The following is a 21,465-nucleotide window of genomic DNA, read 5'->3' as shown; positions in this document are numbered from 1 at the left end:
GGTACGACGACGGTAAGGCGGTAAGACGGGGCGGTAGAGCGGTAAGGGCGTAAGACGGTGGGACCGCCGGCGCCCCCGTCCGCTACCGGATGTCGCTCAGCTCCCGCGCCTCCGCCAGCACCCGCGCCGCCGACTCGGGCAGCCCGGCCGCCCCGTACGCCCGGCCGAGCGCGCGCAGCGCCTCCGCGAGGAAGGAGCGCCAGCCGCGGGCACGCCACACCAGGACCGACTCCTCCAGGTGCGCGACCGCCGAGGCGTGGTCCCCCGCCGCCAGGTCCAGCTCCCCGAGGATGCCGAGCGCCTGGGCGAGGTGGTGTCCCAGGTCGAAGCGGCGGGCGATGGCCAGCGCGGCCTCGGCCGTCCCGCGGGCCCGGCCGTCGCCGGTGGCCGCGTACAGCATGGCCAGGTAGAGCAGCGAGAACGCCTCCACGTAGCGGTCCTTGAGGGAGCGGGCCATGGCGAGCGAGCGGAGCAGCAGTTCGCCGCCGCGCTCCACCTGGCCGGCCCGGCCGTGGGCGGCTCCCAGGAACTGGATCGCGGTCGCCTCGAAGCGGGTGTTGCCGATCAGCCGCGCCAGCCGCAGTGTCTCGGTGAGGTGCTCGATCGTGCGGTCGAGGTCCGTCTCCCCGTAGGCGATGGCGATGATCTGGTGGGCCCGGGCCTCGCCGCCCGGGTGGTCGTGGGCGGCGGCGAGGTCCAGGGCGCGGCGGCCGGCGTCCAGGGCCTCTCGCTCGCGGCCCTGCGCCACCAGGCTCCAGGCGGTCAGCACGAGGGCGTCGGCGGTCCCGCGCGGTTCGCCCACCTGCTCGAACAGGTGCTGGAGCTGCCGGGCGCGGTCCGCCAGGGCGACCATCGTCTGCGAGCCGTCCGCCAGGTCGACGGCCGTCCCGGCGCCGTCGGCCGGGGTGGTCCAGGTCGTCACCTCGATCAGGCCTCGGGTGAGCACCGCCGTGCCCAGGCCGTCGCCGGCCGAGCGGCAGGCCTGGAGGACGGCCAGGTGGGTGGTGCGCCACTCGTCGTACAGGCCGCGCACGTCGCAGTACTTCTCCTGGCAGGCGGCCAGGTCCCAGGCCATCGGCACCATGCGCAGCGCGGCGGCCTGCCGGGCGCCGGCGTTCAGGGCCGGCTGCTCGGCGTCGAACCAGGCCATCGGGTCGTCCAGCAGCGCCGCCGCGAGGCCGGACGGCATCGGGTGGCGCGGCGCGGGGCCGTGGATCGGCGCGAAGCACGGCCCGGGCACCTGGTCGGCGGCCTGTTCGGCCAGCCAGAGCCAGGCGCCGAAGGCCCGTTCGAGCGCGGCCGCGCGTACCGCCGGTTCGTCCGCGGCCTCGGCGTGCTCGCGCGCGTACAGCCGGACCAGGTCGTGGAAGCGGTAGCGCAGGTGCGGCTCGGTGCCGGTCTCCTGCAGCAGTTGGGCGTCGATCAGTTCTTCCAGCTGCCGCTCGGCCTGCTCCGGCGGGATGCCGGCCAGCGCGGCCGCGACCCACGGTGCGAAGTCGGGCGCGTCGAGCAGCCCGAGCAGCCGGAACGTCCGGCGGGTCGGCTCCGACAGCCGGGCGTAGCCGACCGCGAAGCCGGCCCGTACGGCCAGGTTCCCGGCCGACAGCTCGTCGAGCCGCCGCCGTTCGTCGCGCAGCAGGTGCGCGAGCCGGGCCAGGGTCCAGCGCGGCCGGGCGGCCAGCCGGGCCCCGGCGATGCGGACGGCCAGCGGCATGCCGCCGCACAGTTCGACGATCTGGGCGGCGGCCACCGGTTCGGCGGCGACCCGGTGGTCCCCGAGGATGCGGCGCAGCAGCGTCCGGGCGTGGGGGGCGTCGAGCTCGTGCAGGTCGACGAGCCGGGAGCCGGGCAGCGCCGTGAGCGCGGCGCGGCTGGTGACCAGGACGGCCGGGCGGGGCCCGGGGTGGTCGCCCGCGCCCACCGCGTCACCCGTACCGGCCGCGTCCCCCGGGGTCCCCGGGAGCAGCGGCCCGATCTGCTGCTCCCCGGCGGCGTTGTCGAGGAGGACGAGCGTACGGCGGCCGGCGAGCAGGGTGCGGTACAGCGCGGACCGCTCCTCCAGGGAGGCCGGGATCTCCCGGGGGTCGGCGCCGAGGGCGCGCAGGAAGGCGGCCAGGACGCCGGCCGGGTCGGCGGGCGTCTCGTCGGCCCCGCGCAGGTCGGCGTACAGCCGGCCGTCGGGGTAGTCCGCGGCGGCGCGGTGCGCGGCGTGGACGGCGAGCGCCGTCTTGCCGATGCCGCCCATGCCGGCGATCACCGGCACCCGGCCGGCCGCCAGGGCGTCCAGGACGATCCGCACCTGTTCGTCGCGCCCGGTGAAGTCCGGGAGGTCCCGGGGGAGTTGGGAGGGAACGCGGGCCGGGCCGGGGTCCGTGTGGGCGCCCTCCCGGTCGTGCGCCAGCAGCGCCAGGAAGACGTTCTGCACCTGCTCGCCCGGCTCGATCCCTAGCTCCTCGGACAGCCGCCGGCGCAGCGCCTGGAAGCGGCGCAGCGCCTCGGCCGCCCGCCCGTCCGCCGCCAGCAGCTCCAGCAGGGCAGCCTGCACGGGCTCGTCGAACGGGTGCTCCTCGGCGAGCGCCGTCAGGGCGGGAACGGCGGTCCGGGCCATCCCGGCGGCGGGTGCGGCCCGGGCCAGGGCCAGGACGGTGGCGCGCACCTCGTCCGCCACGGACGTCACCAGCGGGTCCTCGCGGTTGATCCGCTCCACCCCGGCCAGCACCGGGCCGCGCCGCAGGCCGATCGCCCCGGCCGGGTCCCCGTCGGCGGCGAGCCGGCGGAACCGTCCGAGGTCCACCGCGTCCGGCCCGGTCACCAGCCGGTAGCCCTGCGCGTCGGACTCCAGCGCCACCGCCTCGTCCCCGAAACGTCCGAGCCAGGTGCGCAGCCGGGACATCCCGGTGTGCACCGCGCCCCGCCCGACCCGGTCCGCCTGCCCCGCCCACACGAGGTCCAGCAGCCGCCCGACAGGCAGCCGCTCCCCCTCCGCGAGCAGCAGCGCGCCCAGGAGCCCACGCAGCACGGTGGCCCGCGGCAGCGTCTGCGGCACCGAGTCCACGGCGACCGTCAGGGGCCCCAACAGCCCGAACGTCATCTTCATCCGCTTCAGCCTAGTACCGCGCGGCCCGCCGCCCGATACCGCGGAGCCCGCCGACCCGGTACCGCGGAGCCCGCCGCTCCACGGGCCCCGCAGCGGGTTACCGGGCGGCCGTCGACTTCATGAAGGCGGACCAGATGCGGGCCGGAAGGGCGGCGTCGGAGGCGTCCGGAGCGGCGCCGCCGAGGCCTTCCAGGGAGAGCAGCTTCATGTCCTTCAGGTCCGCGCGGAACACGGTGACCGCCGTCGACGACTGCCCGTCGTAGCCGACGAACCACCCCGCCGTACGGTCCGCGGTGGTGCCCGGCTTGGCCGCGAGGTTCGGGCCCGCGTCCGCCGCGGCCTTGGCGGCGCCGTCGCGGACCGAGCCCTTGAGCGCCGCGTCCACCTCGGCCGCGACCGCCGGGGCCAGCGCCTGGACGGCGGCCGGCAGGCGCAGGGGCAGCTGGACGCCATTGCGGGAGACCTTGAGCACCGAGTACGGGTCGGTGTGCCGGCCGCCCGCCGCAAAGGTGGCGTACGCGTCGGCGGTGCGGACGGCGCTGGGGGTGGAGTTGCCGACGCCGAGGGCCGGGACGAGTTCGCCCAGGCTGGTGGGAAGCAGGCCGAGCTCGGTGGCGGTCCGCTGCACCCGGTCCAGGCCGACGTCCATGCCGAGCTGCATCAGCGGCCCGTTGACGGACTGCTCGACCGCGTTCCGCAGGGTGATCGTGCCCCAGCTCCGCCTGCCCTCGTTGACGGTCTTGACGATCTTCCCGTCCCTCCCCCAGTACGGCCCCTCCGGGGTCATCACGTTCACCCCGTCGTCGCCGTTGTAGGGGGTGGCGGGGGTCACCGGGGTGCGGTCGCCGTCCCGCCGGCGCTGCGCCCCCTCGCCGAGACCGGCCGCGTACACCACCGGGGTGAAGGCCGAACCGATGGGCACGGTGGTGGTGTTGGCGTTGTTGAAGCCCTGTTTCAGGTAGTCGGGGCCGCCGTGCAGCGCGACGATCCTGCCGTCCGGGGCCACCGAGGCGGCGCCGACCTTGAGGAACCTGTCGGCCTCCCGGTTGTCCGGGTCGATCCCCGCGGTGGCCTCCCGCACGGCGGCGGCCAGGGCGTCGACCTTCGGCTTCTCGAAGGTGGTGCGGATCTGGTGGCCGCCGAGGTCGAACTGGGCCGGGGTGATGTCGCTGTGGCTCTCCACGTACGCGCGGGCCATGTCCACCAGGTACCCGATCTGGCCGCTCAGCCCCGCCGACTTCGGCTGCGGCCTGGGCTCGGGGAAGACGGTGTACCGGGCGCGATCGGCGGCGGACAGCTTTCCGACCTTCACCATCCGGTCCAGGATCCAGGACCAGCGCTCCTCGGCCCGCTCGTGGTTCTGCGGGCCCACCGCCGGGTCGTACTGCCCGGCGCCCTTCAACACGGCTGCCAGCAGGGCGCCTTCGCTCGGGTCGAGCTGGGAGACGTCCTTGCCGTAGTAGGCCGCCGCGGCGCGCTCGATGCCGTAACTGCCGCGCCCGAACCAGCTGGTGTTGAGGTAGCCGGCCAGGATGTCCTGCTTGGTCATCCGGTCGTCCAGCTTGACCGCGATGACGATCTCGCTGAGTTTGCGGGAGATGTCCTGGCGCTGGTTCAGGTAGATGTTCTTGACGTACTGCTGGGTGATGGTGGAACCGCCCTGGGTGTCACCGCCCATGACCATCTGGGAGACGGCGCGGCCGATGCCGGTCAGGGAGATGCCCGGGTCGGTGTAGAAGGTCTCGTTCTCGGCGGCGAGCACCGCCCACTGGACGTGCTCCGGCACCTGGCCGAGCGGCACCTCCTGCCGGTTGGTCGGGCCGATCCGCGCCATCTCGGTGCCGTCCGCCCAGTAGTAGACGTTGTTCTGCTGGGTGGCGAAGGAGTTCAGGTCCTCCGGGACCGCGGTGTTCACGTAGAACCAGACCAGCCAGCCGACCAGCGCCGCCGTGCCGGTCCCGGCCACCAGCAGCAGCTGCCGCCAGGACGGGAGCCAGCGGCGGATCCCGCGCCGTCCGCGGCGCGGGTAGTCGATCCGCAGCGAGGGGCGCCGCCCCTTCGGCGGACGCGCCTCCCGGAGCGGCCCGCGTCGCCGCGGTAAGCGCCACCGGCGGCGTCCGGGCTTCTCGTCCTCGGGCCCGTCGTCCTGCTGAGCACGCACAGTCCGGTCTCCGATTCGCTCGTGGGACTGATCCTCCGCACTCAAGACGCGATGAGAACATCAGTACGTAGGCCTGGCCGCGGTGTGATCATGGTCATACTCCGAGCCCCTGACACGGGTGACGGGTGGGGCGCGTGGCGGGCGGGCGCTCTGGGACGGGGCTGGCCAGCGGCGGGGCGGGCACCCGGCGGCGGAGCGGGCGGCCGTGCGGAAGCCGGTCCGCCGCACCCCCGGGCTACCGCCAGAATGGCGCCATGAGGATGATCCAGACCGCGCTCGGCGCGCTGCTGCTCCTACTGGTCGTCGGCAGCATCCTGCGCACGCTGGTCGTTCCGCGCGGGCTCTACTCGGCGCTGGTGATGCGGCTCTGGCGGGTGCTGCGCACCCTGCTGCGGCTGTCCGCCGTACCGGCCCGCGGGTACCACGCACAGGACCGGGCGCTCACCTGGCTGGCGCCGCTGGTCCTGCTCGGCATGCTCGGGGTGTGGCTCGGCTGCATGCTGACCGCCTACACCCTGCTGCTGCACGGCACCTCCGAACTCAGCTGGTCGGTGGCCGTGCGCGAGGCCGGGTCCAGCCTGTTCACCCTCGGCTTCGCCAGCGGCGAGCGGCTGCACCTCTCCGCGATCGACTTCCTGGCCGCCGCCAGCGGTCCGCTGGTGATCGCCCTGCAGATCTCCTACCTGCCGACCCTCTACGCCGCCTACCAGCGCCGCGAGACCGAGGTGACACTGCTCCAGTCCCGGGCCGGCGAGCCCGCCTGGGGCCCCGAGCTGCTGGCCCGCCAGTCCCTGGTGGACACCGAGACCGCCCTGCCCCAGCTCTACCGGGACTGGGAGCGGCTGGCCGCCGACATCGGCGAGAGCCACTCCAACTACCCGGTGCTGCTCTCCTTCCGCTCCCCGCAGCCCAACCGCAGCTGGGTGGTCGGGCTGATCGCCGTGATGGACGCCGCCGCCCTGCACCTGGCGCTCTGCCCGCGCTCGGCCCCGCCCGAGGCCCGGCTGGTGCTCCGGGCCGGCTTCACCGCGATGCGCGACATCGCCCGCTCGCTGCGGATCGGCTTCGACCCGGACCCGGACCCGGACCTCCCGATCCGGCTGACCTACGCCGAGTACCTGGGCGCGGTCGCGATGATCACCGCGGCCGGCTTCCCGCGCGAGCGCCCGGTCGAGGACGCCTGGGCGCACTTCCACGGCTGGCGGGTCAACTACGAGGCACTGGCGTACGAGCTGGCCCGCCGCAGCGACGCCGTCCCCGCGCTGTGGACCGGCCCGCGCGACTTCCACGCCCCGGTCATCCCCCCGGCCCGGCCCCCGGACCGCCGGCCTTCCTCGGCTCCGCCGCAGCTGCCGCCGTCCTGAGGGGCGGGACGCGGCGGGGCCCGGTGCGGATCTCCTCCGCACCGGGCCCCGCCGTCTCAAGCGCTCAGCCGTCCAGTCGGTCAGCCGTCCAACCGCCCAGCCGTTCGCTCGATCACTCGATCGCTCAGGCGCTCAGAAGCTCAGACGTCCACCGTGGCACCGCTCGCCAGCGAACGCTCGGCGGCGGCCAGAATCTCCACCACCCGCAGGCCGAAGTCGGCCCCGCAGGGGTGCGGCTCGCCGGAGGCCGCCGAGGCCTGCAGGGCGTCCAGCGCCCGGTGCAGCGCCGCGACCGGGCCCTCGCCCCGCGCGGGCAGCTGCACCACGCCGTGCTCGCCGCGCAGCTCCATGCCCGTCCCGCCCGCGGCGAGCGGCGCGGTCAGGCTGAGCGCGAGCGTGCTGGAGGCGCCGCCGGCGTGCCGCACCACCAGGTGCACGGTGTCCAGCGGGCCGGCCGCCGCCGTCACCCGGGTGGCGTCGCCCAGCACCGGCAGCAGCACGGACAGCGCGTGCGGGCCGACGTCCCACAGCGCGCCCTTCTCCTCCCGCCACGGCGAGGCCGCGTACGGGCTGGTGCTGCCGGGGGCGAACACCGAGCCGAGCCAGTCCGAGCGGCCGGTGAACCAGCCGCCGAGCTCCGCCTGCCGCTCGATCCACGGGATCTGCTCGCCGCCGAAGCGCACGGTGAAGAAGACCACCGAGGCGACCTTGTGCTCGCGCACCGCCACGGCCACGGCCTCGGCGTCCGGCACGGTCAGCGCGACCGGCTTGTCCAGCAGCAGGTGGCAGCCGGCCTCGGCGGCGCGCACCGCGAGGCCCGCCTGCACGGTCGGGGGCAGCGCGATGGAGACCGCGTCCACGTCGGCCAGCAGCCGGTCGAGGTCCGCGTACCCCGGCACGCCGTACCCGGCGCCCAGCGCCTCGGCCGCCTCCGGTCGGCGGCCCCAGACGCCGGTGAACTCCAGCCCGGGGTGCTCGGCCAGGACGGGCGCGTGCACCCGCTCCGCCCAGGGGCCGGTTCCCAGCAGTCCGATCCGCACGATGTCTCCGTTCTCCGGTGTTCGAGTATCCGCGTGTTCGCGTGTCCGCCTGTTCCTGGCGGGCATCCCCCATGAGGGTCCCCCGGCGAGGCTTCAGCCCAGGACGCGGGCCAGGGTGAAGCCGTCGTAGCCCTTGCTGCCGACCGTCTGCACCGAGGTAGCGGTGACCGTCGGCTCGGCCGCGATCAGCTCGTGCAGCGCGCGGGTGCCGAGCACCGCCGGGTCGGTGCTGGCCGGGTCGGCGACCGCGCCGCCGCGCACCACGTTGTCGACGATGATCAGCGAGCCGGGCCGGGTCAGCTGGAGCGCCCGCCGGAAGTACTCCGGGTTGCTCGGCTTGTCGGCGTCGATGAAGACCAGGTCGAAGGGCTCCACGCCCTGTTCCACCAGCGCGGCCAGCGAGTCGGCCGCCCGGCCCGCCCGTACCTCGGCGACCCCGGCCAGCCCGGCGGCCGCCAGGTTGTCCCGGGCGACCTCGGCGTGGTGGGGGTTCAGCTCCAGGGTCAGCAGGGTGCCGTCCGCGGGCAGCGCCCGGGCCAGCCAGATCGCGCTGTAGCCGCCGAGCGTGCCGACCTCCAGGATCCGCTTCGCGCCCTGGGTCAGTGCCAGCAGCTGGAGCAGCTTGCCCTGGTTGGGCGCCACCGCGATCTTCGGCAGCCCGGCCGCGTCGGCGGCGGCCGTGGCCCGCTCCAGCACCGCGTCGGGCCCGACCAGCTGCTCGGTGAAGTACGCGTCCACGGCGTCCCAGGTCGGCTGCAAAGACATCGGGCCCTCCGGAGTGCAAGATCGGCAGGTACCCGGCCGATGCTACTCCGAGGGCCCGAGGGCACCACGACGACGGTTGTGGACGACCGGCCGAGGACCGACCGACCGGACGACCGGCCGAGGACCGACCGACCGGACGAACGGTCGGACGAGCGACCGGTCCTCGACCGGCTACCCGGCCGGTTTGCCAGGCCGGGTAGCAGACCCGCTACTCGGCGGCGGCGCCGGCCTTGGCCGCCTCCGCCACCTCCTCGGCCTCGATCCTGGCGTGGGTCTTGGCGGCACGGCGCTTCATGATCCAGGCCGAGAGCAGGCCGATCACCAGCGCCGCCCCCAGGCCCGCCCAGGAGAACCGGGACAGCCAGGGCTCGATGCTCTTGCCGACCTTGTAGATCAGCAGCGTGGTACCGCCGGCCCAGACGATGCCGCCCAGCACGTTGGCGATCAGGAACTTCCAGTACGGCATCTTCAGCGCGCCCGCCAGCGGACCGGCGAAGATGCGCAGCAGGGCGATGAACCGGCCGAAGAAGACCGCCCACATGCCCCACTTCTGGAACGAGCGCTCGGCGGTGGCCAGGTGCGAGGGCCCGAAGTGCTTGGGGAACTTGCGTCCCAGCTTCTCGAAGAGCGGCTTGCCCCCCTTGCGTCCGATCGAGTAGCCGATCGAGTCGCCGATGATCGCGCCGGCGATCGCACAGATCGCGACGCCCCACGGGCTCACCACACCCTTGACGGCCATGAGGGACGCCGTGACCAGGGCGATCTCGCCGGGCAGGGGAATGCCCAGCGATTCCAGGCCGATGATCAGACCGACCACGGCGTACACCGCCGTGGGCGGAATCCCCTCGATCCAGGCGTCGATGTGCAAGGCCAGTCCCTCCGTGGCAGGACGGGACCGGCAGCGCTCCCCCTGGAGCAGCGTGCCCGTCCCGGCATTTCGTCCGATGGCGGCACCCAGGCCGCTCCCCCAGAGCGAGCCTAACGTGCCGGGCGGCCTGTCCCCCCGGCCGATCACCCGTGGTTACGACGTACGCCCCGAGGCCATGGTTCCAGGTCGGCCGGCGTTTCTTCAAGATTCGGCAAAACGCAGTGCGACCACGGACGGGCGCTGCTTGATCCGGCGCGCGAGCGGCAGCAGGGCGCTCACGGGCCAGCGTCCGCCCTCCGGGTACACCTCCCGCAGGTCGGTGACCCCGGGGTGCGCGGTGGCCAGCCGGCCGCGCTCGTCCGCGTCCATCCCGAACGGCATCGGCGGGGCCTGGTAGTGCCGGTCCCGCAGCTTGCCCTCGACGGCCCGCCGACTGAACCAGCGCGGCACCGCGTCCAGCACCATGGCCCCGCCGGGGAAGCGCTCGGCGCAGGCCGCGATCAGGTCGCGGACCTCCTGCGGCCGCAGGTACATCAGCAGCCCCTCGGCGCTCAGCAGCACGCCGTTCGCCGGGTCCACCTCGTCCATCCAGCCCGGGTCGGTGACCGAGTGGGCGACGATCCGGTGCCGCTCGTCCGGCGGCAGCAGCCGCCGCCGCAGCGCGGCGGTCTCCGGCAGGTCCACCGACAGCCAGTCCGCCCGTCCGTTGTCCACCCGCCAGGCCTGGGTCTCCAGCCCGTCGCCGAGCCCGACCACGGTGCCGCGCGGGCAGCGGATCAGGAAGTCGGCCACCTCGCGGTCGAAGCAGGCCGCCCGCAGCGCCTGGAGCTGGCTCACCAACGCGTTCCGGCCGAACCGCCCCGCGAACGGGTAGTCGATCCGGTCCACCAGCTCGACCGCCTTCGGGTCCGGCAGCACGGTGTCCGCCCGCCGCGCCTCCAGCGCCCGGTGCCACAGCGTCCACAGCGCCGTCTCCGGCACCTGCCCCAGCTCCGGCCGCACCCCGCCGCCACTCATCGCGCACTCCTTCGGACGTGGTCCCGTCATGGGCATGAACCCGCCGATTCTCACACCCCGCCCGCCCCTCCCCTCCCGCCGACGCGCCGACCACCCCAAGGGGGCGCATCCACCCCGACAGGGGCGCACACCGCACAGCGCACGCCGTCGCCCTTGGTCGCACAGGGGCCGGACACCGGCGATGGCCCTGCACGATCCGCAGGAGTTCCAGCGGCCGCAGCCGGTCCGCCCCGCCGAGACCGTCACACCCGGGTACGTGCTGTGCTACGAGTACGACGGCCTGGGCTGGTGCCATGGCTGCGAGGGACGCGGCCGGCTGCCCGACCCGACCGGCGGGCGAATCAACTGCCCCGCCTGCCACCGGAGCCGCGTCTGCGTGATCTGCCGGGGCGCGGCGGAGCTCGCCATCTCCCAGCTGTCCCCTGCCAGCGTGGCCACTACCCGGAGTTGGACCGCTAACGGGCCCGACCGACTCGGCGGTCCGCACCCTCGACGACCGTGAAGGTCGGCCCGCGCCGGCCCGCGGGTCAGCCCGCCGCTGCGGCGAGGCTCTCCCGGGCGGCCGCGGCCACGGCCTCGGCGGTGAGGCCGAACTCCCGGTACAGCCGCTCGTAGTCGGCGGAGGCGCCGAAGTGCTCGAGGCTGACGATCCTGCCGTGCTGCCCGACCAGCTCGCGCCAGCCGAGTGCCACGCCCGCCTCCACGCTCACCCGCGCCGTCACGGCGGGCGGGAGGACCTCGTCGCGGTACTCCCGGGGCTGGGCGGCGAACCACTCCAGGCACGGCAGCGACACCACCCGGCTCGCCACGCCCTCGTCGGCCAGCAGGTCCTGGGCCGCCGACGCGAGGTGGACCTCCGAGCCGGTGGCGAGGAGCAGCACCTGCGGCGCGGCGCCGTCCGCCGGGTCCCGCAGCACGTAGCCGCCGCGGGCGGCGCCGTCCGCCGGCGCGTACCCGGCCGCGCCGCGGTCCAGGACGGGCACCTTCTGCCGGGTGAGGACGAGGCCGGTCGGCCGGTCGTGCTGCTCCAGCACCGCCCGCCAGCAGGCGGCCGTCTCGTTGGCGTCGCAGGGGCGCACCACGTCGAGGCCGGGGATCGCGCGCAGCGCCGCGAGGTGCTCCACCGGCTGGTGGGTGGGGCCGTCCTCGCCGAGGCCGATCGAGTCGTGGGTCCAGACGTAGATCGTCGGGAGCTTCATCAGCGCGGCCAGCCGCACCGCCGGCCGCATGTAGTCGCTGAAGGTCAGGAAGGTGCCGCCGTAGGGGCGGGTCAGGCTCTGCAGGGCGATCCCGTTCAGGATCGCCCCCATGGCGTGCTCCCGGATCCCGAAGTGCAGGGTGCGGCCGTACGGGCCGCCCTTCCACTGCGCGGTCTCCACGCCTTCGGGGAGGAACGAGGGCTCGCCCTCCATCGTGGTGTTGTTGCTGCCCGCGAGGTCGGCGGAACCGCCCCACAGTTCGGGCAGCGCCGGGGCGAGCGCGGTCAGCACCCGGCCCGAGGCGGCGCGGGTGGCCAGCCCCTTCGGGTCCGCGGGGAAGTCCGGAAGGCGGTCCGCCCAGCCGTCCGGCAGCCGGCGCTCCGTCAGCCGGTCCAGCAACGCGGCACGCTCGGGGTGCTCGGCGCGCCAGCGCTCGTAGCGCGGGGTCCACGCCTCGTGGAGCTCGCGGCCGCGCACCCGTGCCTCGCGGGTCCGGGCGAGGACCTCGTCCTCGACCGTGAAGCTGGCTGCGGGGTCGAAGCCGAGGAGTTCCTTGGTGGCGGCGACTTCCTCGTCGCCGAGCGCGGAGCCGTGGGCCTTGCCGGAGTTCCGGAGGTTGGGGGCCGGCCACCCGATGACCGTCCGCAGGACCAGCAGCGAGGGCCGGGTGGTCTCCGCGCGGGCGGCCCGGAGCGCTTCGAGGACGGCGTCGACGTCCTCCACGTAGCGGCCGGTGCGGGTCCAGTCGACGGTCTGCACGTGCCAGCCGTACGCGCGGTAGCGGGCGGCGACGTCCTCGCTGAACGAGACGTCGGTGTCGTCCTCGATCGAGATGTGGTTCTGGTCGTAGACCATGATCAGGTTGCCCAGCTGCTGGTGGCCGGCGAGCGAACTCGCCTCCGCGGTGACGCCCTCCATCAGGTCGCCGTCCGAGGCCAGGACGTAGACGTGGTGGTCGAAGGGGCTCTCGCCGGCCGGGGCGTCCGGGTCCAGCAGGCCGCGTTCACGGCGGGCCGCCATCGCGATCCCGACGGCCGAGCCCAGGCCCTGGCCGAGCGGACCGGTGGTGATCTCCACCCCTCGGGTGTGCCGGTACTCGGGGTGGCCCGGCGTGGCGGAGCCCCAGGTCCGGAGGGCCTTCAGGTCGTCGAGCTCCAGGCCGTAGCCGGTGAGGTAGAGCTGGATGTAGAGGGTGAGGCTGGTGTGGCCGCAGGACAGCACGAACCGGTCCCGTCCCAGCCACTGGTCGTCGGCGGGGTCGTGGCGCAGGACGTTCTGGAACAGCAGGTGGGCCAGCGGCGCCAGGCTCATCGCCGTCCCGGGGTGGCCGTTGCCGGTGCGCTGCACGGCGTCGGCCGCGAGCAGCCGGGCGGTGTCCACGGCCCGGACGTCCACGGCGTCCCAGCCCGACTGCGCGGCGACGGGGTCGGCCAGCGACTGGTGGCGGCTCGCGGGGTGCTTGTCGGGGGGTGTCACGGGTGTCCTCCCAGAGGGCCGGTCGGGTCGGTGAGGTCGCCGGGAACGGCTCGGGGCCGCCGCGCGGCCCCCAGCGTCTACCCGGTGTCCGGACCCGCATGGCCCGAACCGGTCCGGGATTCACCCTCCCGGGACGGCCGGCGCTCACCTGGCCCGCCGGCGCTCAGTGGGACGGCCCCACGCCCGGCGGGTGGAAACAGGCGGTGACCGTCTTGCCGTTCTTCTGCCGGCGGGTGTGCCAGTGGTCGGCGAGCGCCTCGACCAGCTTCAGGCCCCGCCCGCCGACGGCGTCGGGGGCGGCCGATCGCGGACGGGGGAGCCGGGGGCTGTGGTCGTGGACGCTCAGGTGCAGACAGCGCCCGTCCCACGTCAGCACCAGCTCCGCGTCACTGCCGGCGTGGACGTGGGCGTTGGTGGTCAGTTCGGACACGGCCAGCACCACCGCGTCCGCGACCGCCGGCGCGTCCCGGTTCCAGCCCAGGGCCTCCAGATGCGTCCGCGCCCACTCCCGGCCGGCCCGTACTCCCGCGCCGAGCGGAAGGCGTCGGGCCCACCCCACTCCGTGGATCCTGGCCATGCAGACCTCCCTCCAACCTTCGGATGCCTTCGAGAACCTCCGGATGCGTGCGTCCAGCGCCTGCCCGCATCCGGTCACCGCATGCCGACGCACCTCACGGTCCGTCGGCCGTCGGCCGACGGCCGGAGACCGGCGACCGGTCAGGCGCACCGGCGTTCCCGCCACTCGGCCGGAAGCGCCGCAGGGCCCCGACCTGGTGGTCGGGGCCCTGCGGGGCGCGCCGGTGAGGGGCGGTCAGAGAGCCCCGCCGTAGTACCCGCCGATCGCCCGGTGGTAGTCCGGGTCCGCGGTGTGCCGGTCCTTGTGGAACTCGGGCGAGTTCTTCACCTCGTCCTTCGTCCGGTTCACCCACACCGTCCGCTCGACGGTGTCCACGCGCCGGATGGTGCCGGCGGGCAGCAGCACTTCACGGCCGAAGATCCACGGGCCGGTGTCGACGACGATGTGCGCGGAGTCCACCTCCTCGGTGTGCCGGTCCACCTTGCCGATGTGACCGTCCTCGGCCTCGACCCGGTAACCCGTCAGGTCGGTGCCCGGGGCGTAACCCTCGGCGTTGCCGTAATCCCACAGTCCACTGGTCACAACTGCCTCCTCGTCGGACGGAGTTACCGTCTTCCTGGTGTGGCTGCCGGTTTCCCCCGTCCCGGCGGAACATTCCCCCGTAATCCGCACTTTCTCCCAGAGACGGGGCCCGTTGCGGGCGCCCGGCATCCGCTCGCGCCGGGCGCCCGCGCGCACGGGCCGCTGACGCATGAATCCGCAGATCAGGGGCAGACGGACGCGGAGAGCGGCCGGCGCATCCAGGGCCCGGCCCGACGACGAAGGGAGCAACCCGCCGTGACCGAGCAGACCCGGCCCCTCGAGGCCGCACCCCCTCCCGACCCCGGCGGCCCCTCCCGCCCCCCGCTGGTACCGGACCCACCGCCGCCACCCGGCGCCCCCGTACCGCCCCCGGAACCGCACCCGCGTACCCCGGCCCCACCGAACCCCGAACCGGCCCCACCGGGACCGGGCGAGCCCCACGCCCCCGAGCCGCCGGACTGACCCGGACCGATCCCGCCCGACGGGCCGCCGGGCCGGTCGGGCCGCGGGCCGTCACTGGGGTATCGGATCCGAGCCCGTCGGAGCCGCTCCGGCTTCCTTCCGCGGGGGCTCGGAGTCGAGCCGGCGGTGCAGCGCGCCCGCACCGGACGGGGCGCCCGAGGGCCGCCGACCACTCCCTCCTGCGCCCCTACCCGGGCTCCCGGGGCGCCCCTGTCGAGCTGACGCGCACCACCGCCCTCACCAACGCGAACGCCGCCGCCGGGACGGCGGCCACGGCCAGACGGCGGCGCCAGACGCGCTTGCGGCCGGGAACGTGCCGGCCCTGCGCAGGGTCGCCGCGACGGCGCCGCAGCCGTCGAAGGGCCCACCCGGCCGCCACACCGCTCCACGGCCCCGGTACCAGGCCGAACGCCTTGAACGTCACATCTGCAGGCTTCACGGTGCCCGCCTCCTTTCGCACAACGGCCCGGACGACCAACGAGGGCGTCCCGGGCCCGGCAGGCCGACCCGGCCCCGAGTACGAGACCCCCGCCGCCCACCGCTTCGACCCGCCCCGGCCCCGCCCACGGCGAGCCGGGGCCGGGGCTCATGACGCGGCGCCGCCGCTCACCGCGGGGCCGTCCTCCTCGCCGCCGTCGCCCGCGTCCCACACGTACTGGCCGTAGTCGTGGCCGGCCTTCAGAGCGTGGTACTGCACGGGGATCGGGTGTACGCCACGTCGCTGAACCCGGTTTCGCCGGTAGCCGTCGCGGGGCCTCCCTTCTCGGCGTTCGTCGCTCCGGTGCCCGGGCGCGTGCCCGGCGGGCGGGGCGGCAAACCCGCAGGCCCACGCCCCGCCGGAGGGACGCCGAGGGACGTCGCCCTCGTGGCTGCAGACGGCCCCCGTCCAACCCCGAATGGCCCCGCCGATCACCCGCAACCCGAGGTCAGGACCGGCCCCCGCCCTGGAGCGGTCATCCGCCGGCGCCCCCGTGTCGCGGAGCCCGGCGGCTTCCCGCGAGCACCGGAGCGGCGGGCCGCGCCGAGTGGACGTCAGCCCTCGAAGTCGGACCAGAAGTTGCCGACGCCCATGCAGCACAGACCGGCTCGACCGCCTCCGTCAGCGGCCCGGACCGCCCTTCACGCACCTGTCCGAGCGGTGCGGTCAGACTCCCCTGGCAGTCAGGTCGAGCCGCCAGTCGTTGGACTCCGACCAGGTGCCCTTGGGGTATTCGAAGGAGGTCGTGCCGACCAGGTCGAACCCGGCCTTGCGGCACACCGCGTTCGACGCCGCGTGTTCCACGTGGGGAAACGCGTGCAGGTAGCGCCGGTCGCCACGCGCCGCCGCCCGGTCCGCAGCCAACCGCAGGGCCTCGACCGCGTATCCGTTACCGCCGAACTCCGGAAGGATCCCGTACCCGGTCTCGTACACGTCCTCGCCGTTCCACTCCCGCTCCCAGTACCCGACCGAACCGATCGCCACCTCACCGAGGTGGACGATCAGCATCTCGCCGCCGTCAAGGCGCAGGTAGCGCGCATGACGATCGGCGATCGCCTGCTCGGTCTCCGGTCCGCCGAGGTGCTCGGTCATCTCGGGAGTGTTCTGGCGGTGCAGGATCTGCAGACCCTTTTCGGACCATGGTGCGAGGTGAAGAGTGTTCATGGCGCGGACAGTACGCCCCGCCACTGACATGACCGACCGCACCGCCGCCCCGGCGCACAGAGCCGCGCCCGCATGTCCTCGACTCGGACGCCACCACGCCGGGCGGAATCGGCTTCCGACGCCCGATGACTACCGGTACACCTGCCACGGCGGCGGCCCCGGCCACCCCGGCCAGGGTGGGGGCGGAGGCGGAGCGGGCTGCGGGAGCGGCGGGGGCTGGTAGACAGGCCCATCATGGTGACGCGGATGATCCGATCGACCATGACCAGGAGGTCCGGGCAAGTGGAGAACGAGGACCGTGGCGATCACCGTGAACAGGACGAGCAAGAGCGTGCGTGGCACTCGGAACTTGCTCCACATGTCCTCATTGTGCCCCGGCGGGAACGCGGTCACCCATCGTTTTAACTCGCGGAAATAACAAGTGAGTTACCACGTGCGACAGATTTCACGCGACGTACGCGACACGGACGCCGCGTCCCACACGAGGTTTTCCCCAGCGGGCGGCGATGGCGTCGCGGCCGCGCCTCGGTGCTCAGCCCTTCAGGCGTACGACCGCGTCGATCAGTGCGGTGCCTCCGGGCGAGTCCGGAGGCGACGATGCCGTAGCGCCAGCGTTCCAGGGCCCGGACGCGGTCCTCGTGGTCCATGAGGGTCTGGTCCACGGCGGCGCTGCTCTGGGGACGGGGTGGGCGATGCCGGCCGTGGGGATGGTGGCGACGTCCAGGCCGGGGCGGTAGGGGGTCATCGGCAGGACCGCGCCGAGGGCGCTGGCGGTGCGCTCCATCGCGGCCAGGCGGTGTCGATGCCCTGGAACTCGTCCACCAGGGTGGCTGCCGCCTCGTCCCCGCCGAAGCCCGTCTACGCCCTGTCCAGAGTCCAAGCGCCGCCGCGCCCCCGGCTCCGGCACCGCAGTCGTCCGAGGTGCGCCATCGGCGGACGCCGGGAGAATAGGAGCGGACCGGTCCTCCAGTACCCCCGCCCCCCGCTGCCCCGACCACCGGGCCGCGGGGCGTGAACGAGAGGGATGGCCATGGCCGTTTCCACCACCCCGATGAACCTCACCCGGGCCGCCCATGTCGGCATCTCGGTCTCCGACCTGGACGCGTCGATCGCGTTCTACACGGCCCTCACCGGACGGGAGCCCGTCGCGGAGGGGACCATGCACAGCGCGCCGTTCGGCCGGTCGCAGGGGCTGCCCGTCGCGAAGCTGCGGTACGCCACGATCAACCTGGACAACAGCCTCGGCATCGACCTCATCCAGTTCCAGGAGCCGGTCGGCGAGCGGACCAACGGGGTGGCCAACCGGCCCGGCTCGATGCACCTGTGCCTGCGGGTCGACGACTTCGACGCCGTGTACCGGCGGATGAAGGAGGCCGGCTACGAATTCCTCGGCGAGGACTACACCTTCATCGAGGGCGAGGTCACCCCGAACGCGGCCCTCGGCACCCGGGTCGCCTACTTCAACGACCCGGACGGCACCAACCTGGAGATCATCCGCCCCCAGGGCGGCTTCGCCAGCTAAGGGACCAAGGGCCGCCGGGCGCGCTGCCGCGTGGTCGAGCTGGTCATCGCCGCCGGGTTCCTCCACCAGGCCGGCCGGCGACGTCGCGGCCACCCTGGACGGCCGCGTCATGCTCACCATCTGGCAGCACCACCCCCCTGGAGCTGGAGCGCCAAACCGCCGAGAGCCGGGCCTCGTTCCTGCGATTGCGCGAGCAGGCCGATCGACACCCCAGGCTGAACCGGCGGCCGAGCGCCGGCGCACAGCCGACGAGCAGGCCGAACGCGAGCGCGCCCACCTGGCCCGCACCGGCGCGGACATCGACCTCACGTGGTCCGCGGCGGGTGCCGACCGCTGGAGCGTCACCGGCAGCGGCTGCGACCGTCGGCTCGACGTGGTTCTCAACGACTGCGACTTCGCATCGGACATGTACGAGATCCGGGAGAACGGCCACTTCCACTCCCGCCACCCCTACCGCCACCAAGCCGAGGCCGTCGTCCGGCAGTTGCCCGCCCATGGAGTGGAGATCGGAGGGCGGACACCAGAGCCCACCTCGAAGCGATCCATGCCATCTTCCCGCCCCACAAGGAAGCCCTCGGCGTGCTCACCTTCGAGATCGAAAGGGTGGACCCCGCGTGAGCCCGGCACGCCGCAAGGTCCTGGTGATCTGCAAGGGCAACCACTGCCGATCCCCGATCGCCGCGCTGATCATCGCCGAGCGGTCCGGAGGCACCCTCGACGTCCGCTCGGCCGGCATCCGGGACTGGCACGTCGGCACGGTCCGGCCCGACGAGGGCCCGGACGGCCCCGGCGGTCTCGTCGTCGACCGCGAGCAGGTCGTCCGCCCAGTCGAGCTGTTCCTCGTCCAGGAACGGACCCGTGGGCCGTCTCGGAGATCCAGGACGCCACGAGGCTCTTCCACGCCGCGTAGCGGTCCCCGGGATGTTGTGACAAAGGCGGGGAGCGGCCCGGCCCTTCCGCTCAGCCGAGCCCGTTCGACCAGTCCGTCAGCCGGGCGAAGTCCTTCGTCGTCAGGCCGGTCTTCGGGTCGACGTGGTGGAGGAGGGCCGGGCCGTCGTGGTGGGCGGCGACCCAGGTGCGGTCGGCGTCCGTGATCAGGTCGTCGACCCAGGCGAACGGGCGGCCCTGCGCCCAGGCGACGATCTCCGGGGTCTTCCAGAACACTCCGCCGTCCGGCTCGGGCCGGGGTTCGGGCCAGGCGAGGTACGGCAGGGCGGGCAGCCGCAGGAGGGGCGCGATGAAGGTGTTGGCCTCCTCTTCCCAGGTCGTCGCCCAGACCAGGTCGAAGGGCAGCGCGGCGAGGGCCGGCCCGTGGGCCGGGTTGAGCCAGACCCGCAGCGGCTTCGGGGGTTTGTGGGGAAGGCCCCACGCGGTGAGCCGGCGGCGCTCGGCCGCCGCCCAGCGCGGCGTCATCAGGCGGTGGGTCTCGTACCCCTCGGGCCGCCGATACGGCTTCGCCGCGTGCGGGTTCAGTGGTCCGTCGACGTCCACCAGCAGCAGCGGCCGCATCGTCTCGCCTCCTCCGGGTTCGTCCCCGCACGCTATCGGCGGGGACCGGGGAGGCCCAACGGATTTCCGGGCCCGGGACGGGGGGACGGTGGGCCCCGGGGCCTCGGGGCCCCGGAGCCTCAGCCGATGCTGAAGGCGCCGTCCGGCGGGGGCGGGGAGTCGGTGGCCTCGGCGTCGGTGACCGGGGCGATCCGGCCGACCAGGGCCGCCAGGTCCTCCCCCTCGGTGAGCCGGGCCGGGAAGATGTCGCCCGCGAGCAGCCGGGTCAGCTCGGCGACCGGCAGCGGCGCCGTCGAACCGGCCAGCAGGATGTTGCCGTACCGGCGGCCGCGCAGCACCGGCGCCTCCGCCACCAGGCAGACGTACGGGAACACCGCCCGTACCGTCGCCGCCTGGGCCTTGGCGAAGGCCAGCGGCGGGCCGTCCGCCAGGTTCGCCGCGTAGCAGCCGCCGGGGCGCAGCGCGGCCGCCGCCAGCCGCAGGAACTCCACCGAGGTGAGGTGGGCGGGGGTGCGCGAGCCGTGGAAGACGTCGGCGATCACCAGGTCCTGGGAGCCGGCCGGCACCTCGGCGAGGGCCGCTCGGGCGTCGCCGACGGTCGCGGTGATGTCCGCGCCGGGGCCCTGCCAGGGCAGTCGCTCGGTGACCAGTTCCAGCAGCGGTCCGTCGACCTCCACCACCCGCTGCCGCGAGCCGGGCCGGGTGGCGGCCAGGTAGCGGGGCAGGGTGAGGGCGCCGCCGCCGAGGTGCAGCGCGTCCAGCGGCCGTCCGGCGGGGGCCAGCGCGTCCGCGAGGTGGCCGAGGCGCCGGGTGTACTCGAACTCCAGGTGGGTGGGGTCGGCGAGGTCGACGTACGACTGCGGGGTGCCGTCGAGGGTGAGCAGCCAGCCGCCGTCGCGGTCGAGGTCGGGCATCAGCTTGGCGAAGCCCAGGTCGGTCTGCCGCCCGACCGGCAACGGATCGTCGTGCGAGTCGAACGAGTGGTACGAGTCGTCGGAGTCGCGCGAGTCGGGCTCGTGCTGCTCGGAGGTCACGCGTGCTCTCCGACGGCCCGCCCGGCCACGGGCTCGACGTCCAGGTAGGCCGCGAGCCAGTGGTCCAGCTCGGCGAACACCTCGGTGCGGGCCGCCTCGCCGGAGAGCACCAGGTCGTGCATGCCGCCCTCGATCCGCACGATGGTGACGTGCCGGCCCAGCCGGGGGCCCTGCGCGGCGATGTCGTCGGCGCGCAGCACGGCGTCGGCGTGGTGCAGCGCGTTGTGCCACTTGGTGGTGGAGATGGACCGGGTCGAGGCCATCAGCAGCACCGGCACGTCGATCCCCAGCCCGTGCCGCAGCCGCCGGTGGCCCTGGTGGATCGCCGACAGCCACCCCGCGAACAGCGGGAAGCTCTCGGGGCGCTTGAGGGTGAGGTCGAAGTCCCACTCGCCCCGGTGGTCCTTGTGCAGGCTGTGGGTGTAGTGCGGGTTGAGCGCGGACGGCAGGACGCGGGTCGGCGCCATCCGCCCGAGCGCCGTCAGGGGCGGCCCGCCGAGCGCGCGGACGGCCGGCCCGGTCGGCATCGACAGGAACGGCGAGTTGAGGAACAGCCCGTCCACCACCCCGCGCCCGGACCGCCGGCCGGCCCACAGTGCGGCGACGAGGCCGCCGGTGGAGTGCCCGTTCAGCAGCAGCTGCCGGTGGCCGTCCACCTCGCGGATGATCCGGACCGCCTCGTCGATCTCCTCGTCGTACTCGGCGAGGTGGCGGACGAAGTTCGGCGACTGGTGCGGGCGCAGCGAGCGGCCGTACTTGCGCAGGTCGAGGGCGTAGAAGGAGAACCCGAGCGCGGTGTAGTGGTCCGCGAGGTTGGTCTGGAAGAAGTAGTCGTTGTAGCCGTGGATGTACAGCACGGCCCGCTCCGACCCGGGCACCAGCCGGCGGACGAGCGTCGCGCACACCGGCCCCTCGCCGTCCGGCCGCAGCGTCAGCTCGGCCGCCTCGTAGGGGGCACCCAGGATGTCTTCACGGAAATCCATCAGCTCGCCGCACCCGTCCTCTGCTCCGCCTGCCCGGATCGGCAGGCGACCACCCGTTTCCGCCCCTGACCATACCGGCCGGTAGCCGCGGAGCGCTCGGCGGCCGGGGGTGTCACGCGTCGGTCCGCTCCCCGGCGCCGCGGACGGGGCCGGGATTCCACCTCGCC

General features: G+C 74.3%; 16 protein-coding genes and 1 pseudogene. 3 read left to right on the top strand and 14 right to left on the bottom strand.

What is annotated here, in order from left to right:
* Positions 1–82: 82 nt before the first annotated feature.
* Complete coding sequence (locus ACFY0X_RS02360; RefSeq protein ID WP_387747885.1) at positions 83–3,097, bottom strand: ATP-binding protein; 3,015 nt, start codon at positions 3,095–3,097, stop codon at positions 83–85.
* A gap of 97 nt (positions 3,098–3,194) precedes the next feature.
* Positions 3,195–5,258, bottom strand: a complete 2,064-nt coding sequence (locus ACFY0X_RS02355) for a transglycosylase domain-containing protein (RefSeq protein WP_387747883.1) — start codon at positions 5,256–5,258, stop codon at positions 3,195–3,197.
* 254 nt (positions 5,259–5,512) lie between these two features.
* Here ACFY0X_RS02355 and ACFY0X_RS02350 point away from each other — a divergent pair, with 254 nt between their 5' ends.
* Positions 5,513–6,622: a hypothetical protein gene (locus ACFY0X_RS02350; RefSeq protein ID WP_387747881.1), complete on the top strand. Its 1,110-nt coding sequence runs from the start codon at positions 5,513–5,515 to the stop codon at positions 6,620–6,622.
* Positions 6,623–6,762: 140 nt separating this feature from the next.
* Here the strand turns inward: ACFY0X_RS02350 and ACFY0X_RS02345 are convergent, their stop codons facing one another.
* The 9 genes from ACFY0X_RS02345 to ACFY0X_RS02305 form a co-directional block, all read right to left on the bottom strand.
* The gene (locus tag ACFY0X_RS02345; protein ID WP_387747879.1) at positions 6,763–7,662 is read right to left on the bottom strand and encodes a Gfo/Idh/MocA family protein; all 900 of its coding nucleotides are present in this window, start codon (positions 7,660–7,662) and stop codon (positions 6,763–6,765) included.
* 93 nt (positions 7,663–7,755) lie between these two features.
* Complete coding sequence (locus ACFY0X_RS02340) at positions 7,756–8,427, bottom strand: O-methyltransferase (protein ID WP_387747877.1); 672 nt, start codon at positions 8,425–8,427, stop codon at positions 7,756–7,758.
* A 208-nt stretch (positions 8,428–8,635) separates the two neighbouring features.
* Positions 8,636–9,295 (bottom strand): DedA family protein, encoded by a 660-nt coding sequence (locus tag ACFY0X_RS02335; protein WP_387747875.1) that lies wholly within the window; start codon positions 9,293–9,295, stop codon positions 8,636–8,638.
* Positions 9,296–9,496: 201 nt separating this feature from the next.
* A complete protein-coding gene (locus tag ACFY0X_RS02330; RefSeq protein WP_387747873.1) occupies positions 9,497–10,312 on the bottom strand; it encodes a class I SAM-dependent methyltransferase in 816 nt (271 codons plus the stop codon).
* Between the two features lie 527 nt (positions 10,313–10,839).
* A complete protein-coding gene (gene tkt / locus ACFY0X_RS02325; protein ID WP_387747871.1) occupies positions 10,840–12,987 on the bottom strand; it encodes a transketolase in 2,148 nt (715 codons plus the stop codon).
* A 163-nt stretch (positions 12,988–13,150) separates the two neighbouring features.
* Positions 13,151–13,564 (bottom strand): ATP-binding protein, encoded by a 414-nt coding sequence (locus ACFY0X_RS02320; RefSeq protein WP_387747869.1) that lies wholly within the window; start codon positions 13,562–13,564, stop codon positions 13,151–13,153.
* A gap of 234 nt (positions 13,565–13,798) precedes the next feature.
* Positions 13,799–14,146: a PRC-barrel domain containing protein gene (locus ACFY0X_RS02315; RefSeq protein ID WP_387747867.1), complete on the bottom strand. Its 348-nt coding sequence runs from the start codon at positions 14,144–14,146 to the stop codon at positions 13,799–13,801.
* A gap of 649 nt (positions 14,147–14,795) precedes the next feature.
* On the bottom strand, positions 14,796–15,047 hold the full coding sequence (locus tag ACFY0X_RS02310; protein WP_387747865.1) for a hypothetical protein: 252 nt from the start codon (positions 15,045–15,047) through the stop codon (positions 14,796–14,798).
* A gap of 705 nt (positions 15,048–15,752) precedes the next feature.
* Entirely contained in the window at positions 15,753–16,250 is a 498-nt protein-coding gene (locus tag ACFY0X_RS02305) for a GNAT family N-acetyltransferase (protein ID WP_387747863.1), read from the bottom strand.
* A 1,030-nt stretch (positions 16,251–17,280) separates the two neighbouring features.
* Here ACFY0X_RS02305 and ACFY0X_RS02300 point away from each other — a divergent pair.
* Entirely contained in the window at positions 17,281–17,772 is a 492-nt protein-coding gene (locus ACFY0X_RS02300; protein WP_387747861.1) for a VOC family protein, read from the top strand.
* A gap of 494 nt (positions 17,773–18,266) precedes the next feature.
* Positions 18,267–18,518 (top strand): annotated as a pseudogene (locus tag ACFY0X_RS02295) (hypothetical protein); the annotation flags it as partial.
* Positions 18,519–18,732: 214 nt separating this feature from the next.
* Here ACFY0X_RS02295 and ACFY0X_RS02290 read toward each other — a convergent pair.
* The 3 genes from ACFY0X_RS02290 to ACFY0X_RS02280 all read right to left on the bottom strand — a co-directional run bounded on the left by ACFY0X_RS02290 (position 18,733) and on the right by ACFY0X_RS02280 (position 21,298).
* Positions 18,733–19,281: a hypothetical protein gene (locus tag ACFY0X_RS02290; RefSeq protein ID WP_387747859.1), complete on the bottom strand. Its 549-nt coding sequence runs from the start codon at positions 19,279–19,281 to the stop codon at positions 18,733–18,735.
* A 119-nt stretch (positions 19,282–19,400) separates the two neighbouring features.
* The gene (locus ACFY0X_RS02285; protein ID WP_387748071.1) at positions 19,401–20,195 is read right to left on the bottom strand and encodes a spermidine synthase; all 795 of its coding nucleotides are present in this window, start codon (positions 20,193–20,195) and stop codon (positions 19,401–19,403) included.
* 116 nt (positions 20,196–20,311) lie between these two features.
* Positions 20,312–21,298 carry an alpha/beta hydrolase gene (locus tag ACFY0X_RS02280; RefSeq protein WP_387747857.1) on the bottom strand — a complete coding sequence of 329 codons (987 nt, stop codon included), beginning with the start codon at positions 21,296–21,298 and terminating at the stop codon, positions 20,312–20,314.
* Between the last annotated feature and the right edge of the window lie 167 nt (positions 21,299–21,465).

The sequence above is a fragment of the Kitasatospora sp. NPDC001547 genome (assembly GCF_042894165.1).
Lineage (GTDB): Bacteria > Actinomycetota > Actinomycetes > Streptomycetales > Streptomycetaceae > Kitasatospora.
This window is presented reverse-complemented; position numbering and strand designations above follow the sequence as displayed.

Bases quoted from the DNA above. Each gene is read 5' to 3' on its own strand.
- ACFY0X_RS02360 (WP_387747885.1), bottom strand. From the start codon at position 3,097: ATGAAGATGACGTTCGGGCTGTTGGGGCCCCTGACGGTCGCCGTGGAC.
- ACFY0X_RS02350 (WP_387747881.1), top strand. From the start codon at position 5,513: ATGAGGATGATCCAGACCGCGCTCGGCGCGCTGCTGCTCCTACTGGTC.
- ACFY0X_RS02340 (WP_387747877.1), bottom strand. From the start codon at position 8,427: ATGTCTTTGCAGCCGACCTGGGACGCCGTGGACGCGTACTTCACCGAG.
- ACFY0X_RS02330 (WP_387747873.1), bottom strand. From the start codon at position 10,312: ATGAGTGGCGGCGGGGTGCGGCCGGAGCTGGGGCAGGTGCCGGAGACG.
- ACFY0X_RS02320 (WP_387747869.1), bottom strand. From the start codon at position 13,564: ATGGCCAGGATCCACGGAGTGGGGTGGGCCCGACGCCTTCCGCTCGGC.
- ACFY0X_RS02305 (WP_387747863.1), bottom strand. From the start codon at position 16,250: ATGAACACTCTTCACCTCGCACCATGGTCCGAAAAGGGTCTGCAGATC.
- ACFY0X_RS02300 (WP_387747861.1), top strand. From the start codon at position 17,281: ATGGCCGTTTCCACCACCCCGATGAACCTCACCCGGGCCGCCCATGTC.
- ACFY0X_RS02290 (WP_387747859.1), bottom strand. From the start codon at position 19,281: ATGCGGCCGCTGCTGCTGGTGGACGTCGACGGACCACTGAACCCGCAC.
- ACFY0X_RS02285 (WP_387748071.1), bottom strand. From the start codon at position 20,195: ATGCCCGACCTCGACCGCGACGGCGGCTGGCTGCTCACCCTCGACGGC.
- ACFY0X_RS02280 (WP_387747857.1), bottom strand. From the start codon at position 21,298: ATGGATTTCCGTGAAGACATCCTGGGTGCCCCCTACGAGGCGGCCGAG.